Here is a 5,847-nt window from a genome sequence, read left to right as displayed (position 1 = left end):
CGTGGTTGGTCAGCAGGCCCCAGACCAGGTCGTCGTCGATGCGCATGCGGCACACCAGGGTGTTCTGCGAAGCGATCTTCAGGATCTGTGCCGGGCTCAGGGCGTTGATCAGGTCGGCGGCCGATTCAGACAGGCCCAGGCGGAACAGCGCCTGCTCGCGGTCCGAGCGGATCAGGCTCTGGGCCAGCATCAGGTAGGACAGGTTGGTTTCACGGATCTCGGCGAGGATCTGGTCGTTGGTCATGGCGTCTGGCTCCTGGGCTATCAGCGGGTGTTGCTGCGTTGTCGATGGAGTCATTGTGCTGAAACCGCTCAATTTTCTTGATAGGGACGCGGATGTAAGAACCGTCGGAACCCGGCTGCGCGTTTTGTAGGAAGTTGCCTGACAGAAGCGCTGATAAGCCGGTGCAAGCGCTCCCAGTAAAAAGGCAGGGGAAACCGGAGCGTTTCCGCATGGCGGTGTACTGCGAATCACTAGGGCTTTCCAGGCCGCGCATCCCACTTCCTAGGGGGATGAGCAACAGGTTCGAGCGTGGCTGCGGCATGGTAATTTCGGCTACTTGCGTCACCGCCAACGAAGAGCCCCGTCATGCCCACCATCGCCCTGCCTGCCGAACTCACCAAGAGCTTCTGGGACAAGAAAAAGGGCCAGCTCGATGGCGCGGGTCTGGACGATGCCCTCAAGGCCCTGCAGAAGAAGCACGAGGGGGTGGACTGGCCCAAGCTGGCCGAGGGTTGGACCAAGGCCGCCGGCAAGGATGCGGCCAAGCTCAAGGCCCTGTACGAGACACTGGACAAGCTGTATCGCGTCAAGGCGTCCCCCCTCAAGCTCGAGGCTACGTCCTTGGCCACCGCAGCCGACAAGGCCGCCAAGGCCAAGGACGCCGCCAAGCCCCGCAAGGACGCCTGCGCGCTGATCATCAAGGAAGCCACGGCCTATGCCAAAGCCGTGGGTGCAGGGCTGGAGGCGCTGGAGCGCGAGTTCAACACCGCCCTCAAGGCCCTGCCTCAGGAAGAGGAGGCCGATGAGGGCGAAGGCGAGGATGAGCCTGCCAACGCCCTGCTCGATCCCGGCCGCCTGCTCCGGCAGCTCAAGTTGTGCAAGGCCGACCCGGCACGCCAGGTCTTCTTCGCCTACCTGGACAACGCCAAGGACGATCCGCTCCTGGCCGCCCACCCCAAAACCAAAGGCCGCATGATGATGGCCAAGATCAGCAAGGATGTCGGCATCAAGACGGGCTCCTTCGGCCTGCTGTCGATCGACGGGGTGCAGCTCAAGCTGGTGGTCGAGAAGAAGTACGGTGGTCTGGTCAAGCGCATCCGCATCCCTATCAAGAAGTGTGGTTTCAGGATCGGCAAGGTGCTGCTGGTCGACGAGAAGGGGGAGACCCTGGACCAAGACGACGAGGACGGCGCAGACACCCCCAACACCGCCCAGACCGGCACGCAGCCGAGCACGCCGGCGGGCACCATCAAGCCCGGCGCCTTGCCCTTCCTGCAGGCGTGGGCCAAGGTCCGGGGCGATGCGGTCACCACGCTCAAGGGCGTGGCCAAGGAAATCGCCGAGCTCAAGGATCCGGAATCCGCCAAGGCAGTCATCGAGATCAGTGCCGTGGTCAAGAACCTCACCGTCGAGCCCACCTCACCGCAGCAGATCGCGGAACTGGTGCGTTACCTCGACAAGGACGACGTGGTGCTGGATGTGTCCGAGTTCGCCAGCGACATCCGCACCCCGCTGCTCAAGGTGCTGGCCCAGTTGCACAAGGCCGTGAGCGCCTGATCCGATCCCCCGGCGTCGGCGGCCGATGCCCCCGGCTCCACGTCCGATATGTCCGTCCTGACGTCCCAGGCGTGTCCCCGTGCCCAATCCACGTTCCCTCGTCGGCAAACTGCTGCTCCGCATCAAGGGCGAGAAGACCCAGGCCCCCACCACGCCGCCGCCATCCAAGGGCCCCAGCGACCGCGACCGGGCCATGCTTCTGTACACCCGCCTGCGCGATGCCGGCTTGGTGGCCTCCCGGCAGCACCTGACGCTGGGTGGCCAGCTGGAGGCGCGCCGCAAGGCCATCGTCGCCGAGCTCGAGGCCGACCGCTACGACCAGGCGCAAGGCCTGCTCGACGACCGCGACCGCGACCTCGAAAACGAAGAGACCCAGGCCGTCCAGCGGCTGAAGGACGAGTTCCTGCCGCTGCGCAAGAGCGCGGTCGAAGTCGCGCAGACCACGTCCACATCGCCCACGGTGGCCCGGCTCATCAAGGCCATGAACGATCTGGCGCTCGACATCGAGAACAAGGCCAAGGCACGGCTGCCCGGGGCCGCGGCCGCGCTGCTCGACAGCCTGAAGGCGCATGTCAATGCCATCCGCAAGCAGCTGCTCAAAGACCAGGAGGCCTTCGACCTGGCCTTCAGGCAGCTGACCGAGGCCATGGCGCCCCTGACCTCGCCCGTCATCGCCCCGGAAGTGCGCACGCTCAAGACCAACTCCCAGCAGGCGGCCCGCCAGAAGGCCGACGGAGGCGACGCGTACGGCGGCATCGTGCTGGCCCAGGCCGGCGTGAGGGTGTGCGACACCATCGCCAACCTGCTGCGGGACTACGAACAGGCGCTGGCGCAGGCACGCTCCACCGTGCAGACCATGCTGGGCGACATGTTCCTGTTGGACAGCGAGCGGATCCAGACCGATTACATCGCGGCCGCCGTCACCAAGGCGGGCCAGGGGCAGCGCCAGGCCGCGCTGGACCTGTTGCAGAAGGTGGCGGCCCAGTGTGCCAAGGCCAAGACCACGCGTGACCAGTCGCCCTTCAACCCGGGCGACACCACCCGCCTGGCCACCGAGATGGACCTGCTGCTTAAGCACGCCCAGAAATCGGCCCTCAAGGACCAGATCGATGCCCTGAACCAGCGCTACACGCGGGCCAAGGCCAATCAGGACAACGCCCTCAGCAAGGCCTCCGTGTCGCTGTTCAGCGAGATCTACTGGGAGTGCAAGCGCCTGTCCGGCGTGGCGGACCAGCATGGCCTGTACGTGGCGCGGCGCGACAATGTCGTGCGGCCCCGTGTGCAGGCCCTGCGCACCGATGGCCCCTCGGCGACGGTGCAGGCACTGACTGGACCATGCCCGCTATGCCGGTGTCCGCCAGCAGGTGGCCGATGGCCTGCAGGGGCTGCCCGATCTGAAGGGCAGCGGGCTGGAGAACGCCGCCAAGCGGCTGACCGAGGCCCTGGCACGCGCCACGGAGCAGGGCCAGATCCAGCGCCAGTTCGCCGCCGCGGCCCTGGCCCTGGAGGCGCTGCTGCGCGAAGTGGAGGGCCTGGTGGAGGGCGCGAAGGGCCGTGGCGACGCGCTCGAAGCGTCCCGGCAGGCGCAGCCCTCGGGCACCGATCCCGGGGCCATCGCCGTCTCGCTGGAGAACATCCGCCAGCTGCTGGCCACGCTCAAATCCCACGCAGGCCAGGCCGGCGCGGCCAAGCAGATCGGCGAGATGGACGGCCTGCTGAAGCAGGCCGAGAAGGCCGCCACCACCGAAGCGCCCGCGCTGCTCGCGCAGGCCGGTGAGCGCTATGTGCAGGGCACCGAGCACGCGGCGCAGCATGGCCAGCTGCTCTCCCGCATCGACGACGTGGTGCAGCCCGCCAAGGCCCTGCTCGATGGCAGCCTTCCCGCCATCAGCGCGCTGGTGGGCAAGGTCGACGAGCAGATCGATGCCGCGCTCAAGCTGTCGCTGGGGCAGGACCACGCCCAGGCGGCCCAGCGCCTCGATGGCGCGCTCACGCTGATCGGCCAGGCGCGCAAGCTAACCGACGACATCAAGGCCTGCGGCACCCGTTTCACCGCCCTCAAGGACACCACGCTGCCGGGCCTGACCACCCACACGCAGCCGGACGCCGACCCGGTCATCGGCACCGAGGTCAAGGCGCTGGGCCAGGCGCTCGGCCGCATCGACCGCCTGCTCAAGTCGCGCGACTACGAGGCCGCCCTCACAGCGCTTGACCAGGCCGAGCTGAACGCCCAGAAGGCGTCGATCAAGAAGAAGGTCAGCGGTGGCGCCCTGACCCCGGAAGAGATGACCGAGCAGTGCAAGCAACTGGTGGCACGCCCCAACGGCATGGCCGCGCTGGACGAGCTGGTCGAGACCTTCAAGAGCGGGCAGTCCGTTCAGGCCGTGCTGGCGGCCATGAAGGCGCGCTTCAAGCTCGACGATGCCGAGTGCGTGCAGGGCACGGACGACCAGGGCAAGGTCACGCAGGAGCTGTGCGCGCTCTACACGTCCATGACCAAGGTGCCCGACAAGCACACGCGCGACAACCCCAGCTTCAAGAAGATCGTGCGCAAGCCCAAGGGCAGCGGCTCGTCCTACAACGGGGGGGGCAAGGCCATCCACATGAGCGAAGGGCACCCCGATGCCTCGGCCGAGCGCGAGGTGGCCATCGTCACCGAGCTGCCGGATGTCGAGGACGACTGCAAGCCCGCACCCGGCGCCAAAGCCGTCAAGTTCTTCGACTGGAACACCTGGCACGAGGTCGGCCATGCAATGGACGACCGCAAGCGCTTCATGGCGACGCACGGTTCCGAGGCCGCCTACGGTGGCTGGATCAAGCATGGCGCCGACATCCTGGCCGTGGCGCAGGCCGTGGCCGAAGAGCTGAACCAGACGGACATCACCGCACGGACCATCGCCGCCTACCTCGACGCCGGGACCGTGCCTTCGCCGCTGCCGGCGCAATGGACCAAGGTCACCCAATGGGCCACGGCCGCCGGCTCGGGCCAGATCCCCTGGAAGGCCGGGGCCAAGTGCAACGCCAGCGTGCGCAATGGCGGCCTGCAGGCCAAGGGGCGCATCTACCATGAGGGCTACACGGGCGACTGGTACAGCTACCTGCCCGCGGCCCGCAAGCAGGGCATCACGGGCTACCAGTTCCGGGCACCTGGAGAATGGTTCTCCGAGCTGTACGCGGCCTACAAGAGCGACAAGCTCAAGCGCAGCCACCCTGCGAAGGCCTGGCTTGATAAATTGTTCGCCGACTGACACGGCTTTCCAACGTCTTCACCCAAGGGGTCCCCATGTCTCTGTTCAACCCGACCGACCTGAGCTGTCCTCATTGCGGGCAATCGTTCTCCTTCGACCTGTGTGCCAGCGTGAATGCCGACCGGCGCCCCGACCTGCGCCAGGCCATCTTGGACGACACCTTCCAGCAGGCCACCTGCCCGCACTGCCAGGGCAGCTTTCGCATGGAGCCCCAGCTCAGCTACCTGGACGTGGGACGCGGCCATTGGGTGGCCGCCTTTCCCCGCACGCAGGTGGACGACTGGAAGGCCGTGGAGGCCAGGGCCCAGGAAGGCTTCAACCGCTCGTATGGCACGGGGGCGAGCGCGGCCGAACGCGAACTGGGCGCCTCGCTGACCACCCGCGTGGTGTTCAGCTGGGACGCGCTGCGCGAGAAGCTGATCGCCTTCGAGGCCGGCCTGGACGACGTGGCCCTGGAAGAGCTCAAGCTGCTGCTGATGCGCGACATGCAGGAGCCGCCGCTGCCCCTGGGGGCCGAGTTGCGCCTGACCGGCGTGTCCGCCGACGGCACAGAGCTGGCGATCAGCGTGCTGGACCGCACCGGCCAGGAGCTCGAAAGCCTGGACGTGCCCCGGGATCTGCTCGACGAGATCACCGCCGATCCCGAGGGCTGGGCCGAACTGGGCGCTTCCTTGCGCGCCGGTGCCTTCGTCGATGTGCAGCGGCTCAGCCGCGGTCAGTGAGCCGGCGCGATGTCGACACCGTCCGGTCGCCCGCCCCGGCCGCCGCACCTCGGCCCCGCCGGGCCCGAGCCGGCCGAGCGTGAGCCTGACCCTGCGC

The 5,847-nt window shown here is 67.5% G+C and carries 4 protein-coding genes; 3 read left to right on the top strand and 1 reads right to left on the bottom strand.

Annotated elements, in window-relative coordinates; all coding sequences use genetic code 11:
• On the bottom strand, positions 1–244 hold a 244-nt coding region (gene flhD, locus WAQ08_RS12930), incomplete at its 3' end, for a flagellar transcriptional regulator FlhD (protein ID WP_422191990.1).
• A gap of 345 nt (positions 245–589) precedes the next feature.
• On the opposite strand from flhD, the gene WAQ08_RS12925 reads away from it, so the two are divergent.
• The 3 genes from WAQ08_RS12925 (at position 590) to WAQ08_RS12915 (ending at position 5,750) form a co-directional block, all read left to right on the top strand.
• Positions 590–1,780 carry a hypothetical protein gene (locus WAQ08_RS12925; RefSeq protein WP_422191989.1) on the top strand — a complete coding sequence of 397 codons (1,191 nt, stop codon included), beginning with the start codon at positions 590–592 and terminating at the stop codon, positions 1,778–1,780.
• A 1,364-nt stretch (positions 1,781–3,144) separates the two neighbouring features.
• Positions 3,145–5,028, top strand: coding sequence for a hypothetical protein (locus tag WAQ08_RS12920; protein WP_422191988.1), 1,884 nt, complete (start codon positions 3,145–3,147; stop codon positions 5,026–5,028).
• 35 nt (positions 5,029–5,063) lie between these two features.
• Positions 5,064–5,750: a CpXC domain-containing protein gene (locus WAQ08_RS12915; RefSeq protein WP_422191987.1), complete on the top strand. Its 687-nt coding sequence runs from the start codon at positions 5,064–5,066 to the stop codon at positions 5,748–5,750.
• Positions 5,751–5,847: the final 97 nt, after the last annotated feature.

Source organism: Aquabacterium sp. (genome assembly GCF_049274795.1).
In the GTDB taxonomy this organism is placed as follows: domain Bacteria; phylum Pseudomonadota; class Gammaproteobacteria; order Burkholderiales; family Burkholderiaceae_C; genus Aquabacterium.
This window is presented reverse-complemented; position numbering and strand designations above follow the sequence as displayed.

Excerpts from the sequence above, each read along its gene's own strand:
- WAQ08_RS12915 (WP_422191987.1), top strand. The coding sequence starts at position 5,064 with ATGTCTCTGTTCAACCCGACCGACCTGAGCTGTCCTCATTGCGGGCAA.
- WAQ08_RS12925 (WP_422191989.1), top strand. The coding sequence starts at position 590 with ATGCCCACCATCGCCCTGCCTGCCGAACTCACCAAGAGCTTCTGGGAC.